Below are 1802 nucleotides of genomic sequence, written 5' to 3' on the forward strand. Positions count from 1 at the left end.
GAGGGTGGTGGCGGGAGTGCGCTCCGCCCGCCGAGGGCGGAGGGTGTGGTGGAGGTGCGCTCCGCCGGCCGAGGACGTTGACGGCGGTGGTCGTCGCACGGGCGAGAGCGGCGCCGGCCGATCGTCGTCTCGCTGACGTGCTGGGGGCGAGACGGCGAGATGCCGCGTCGGGGACGGCGAGTTGGCTTCTGGCCGCCCGGTGCCGCGCGAGATGGCGATCGGCCGGGTGCCCAGTAGCGGCTGCGCCTCGCCCCGCCTCGCCGCGCCCCGCCTCGCCCCGCAGCGGCTGCGTCGGCCCGTCCCGCGTCGAGATGACGATTCATCGGCCGCCACGGCGGCCGCACCTGTTCGCCGGCTCCACTCGAACGCCCTGCGACCCCTGCTACCTGCGGTAGGATTCCTCCATGTCGCTCCGACGCCGTGCCTTCGTCGCCGTGCTCGCGGCCCACGCCGCGATCTACGAGCGCAGCGGCGGGCTGATCGGACACCGGCTGATCGGGCTGCCGACGCTGCTGCTGCGGACGACGGGCGCCAAGAGCGGCCAGCCGCGCGTCAGCGCGCTCGTCTACGCCAAGGACGGCGATCGCTGGCTGGTCGTGCCCTCCAACGGCGGCGCTCGCCGCGCGTCGGCCTGGCTGCACAACGTCCGCGCCAACCCTCGGGTGGTCGTCCAGGTCGGCCGTCGTCGGCAGCCGGCCGAGGCGACCGTGGTCACCCGTGGCGAGCCGGACTTCGACCGGCTCTGGAAGATCGCCGACGACAACAACCGCGGGCAGTACGGCCGCTACCAGCAGCAGACCGACCGTCAGATCCCGGTCGTCGTGCTGACGTCGGTCGCCGACTGAGCCCGGATCCACCGCCCCGCGGGTCGCCCGTCGCGGAGGATCCGTCGTCCGGGTCGACCATCGGCCTCCACCTCGGGTGCCGCCCCGGCCCCGCTCGGGCCCCGGCCCCGCTCGGGCCCCGGCGCCGCGTCGCCCGGCTCCGATCCTCGACGGGCGAGTCGCCGTCGCGCCAACCAGGTCCCTCGAACGCGGGATGGCGCGCGGCGGCCCGCCAGGGCAGGCTGGGACCATGAGCGACGACAGCCCCTGGCCGTCCGCGGGTGGCCCGTCCGCCGGATCCGGCCGATCGATCGGCGACGCGGCGCCGGGGACGCCGGCGCCAGCCGAGCACGGCGTTCGCGACGCGCCGCCGACGTCGGGCCGGCACTGCCCGGACGTCGACGCGCCCGTTCGCTCGTACCTGGGCGACGCGACGAGGATCCGGCTCGCCGCGGCCGACAGCGACGGCCGGCTGGGGATCAGCGATCACGACCTGGCGCCCGGCAGCGCGACCCCGTGGCACGTCCACGCCCACGACGACGAGGCACTGGTCGTCCTCCGCGGCTGCGTCGAGGTCGCGATCGGCGCGCAACGGTTCGTAGCCGGCCCGGACGACGCGATCTTCGCCCCGCGCGGCGTCCCGCACGCCTGGCGCGTGGTCAGCCCCGGCGGCGCGCGCGTGCTGATGGTCACGACCCCAGGCGGGCACGAGCAGCTGTTCCTCGACGCCGGGGACCGGCTCGGCGCGGTCCCGGCATCGATCGACCTGGACCGGCTGCGGGCCGCCGCCGCGCGGGTCGGCGTGACGATCCTCGGCCCGCCGCCGTTCGCGGAGGGCTCGGTCGCCGGCCCGCGGCCGGCGTGAGGGCGCGGGCGCTCGCAAGATCCCACGACCGCCCCCGACATGCGGGGCGATCGTGGGACTTCGCGGCCAGGTCGCCGCCCGCCCCGCCGGCGGACCCCGGCCCGCCCGCGCCG

Annotated in this window: 2 protein-coding genes; both read left to right on the forward strand. The window is 77.1% G+C overall.

Annotated features, from left to right (window positions below):
- Nucleotides 1-404: 404 nt before the first annotated feature.
- On the forward strand, nucleotides 405-845 hold the full coding sequence (locus tag PAI11_RS19535) for a nitroreductase family deazaflavin-dependent oxidoreductase (RefSeq protein ID WP_007578056.1): 441 nt from the start codon (nucleotides 405-407) through the stop codon (nucleotides 843-845).
- A 229-nt stretch (nucleotides 846-1074) separates the two neighbouring features.
- A complete protein-coding gene (locus PAI11_RS24835) occupies nucleotides 1075-1689 on the forward strand; it encodes a cupin domain-containing protein (RefSeq protein ID WP_007578057.1) in 615 nt (204 codons plus the stop codon).
- The last annotated feature ends 113 nt before the right edge of the window (nucleotides 1690-1802 follow it).

The sequence above is a fragment of the Patulibacter medicamentivorans genome, assembly GCF_000240225.1.
Classification (GTDB): Bacteria; Actinomycetota; Thermoleophilia; order Solirubrobacterales; family Solirubrobacteraceae; genus Patulibacter; species Patulibacter medicamentivorans.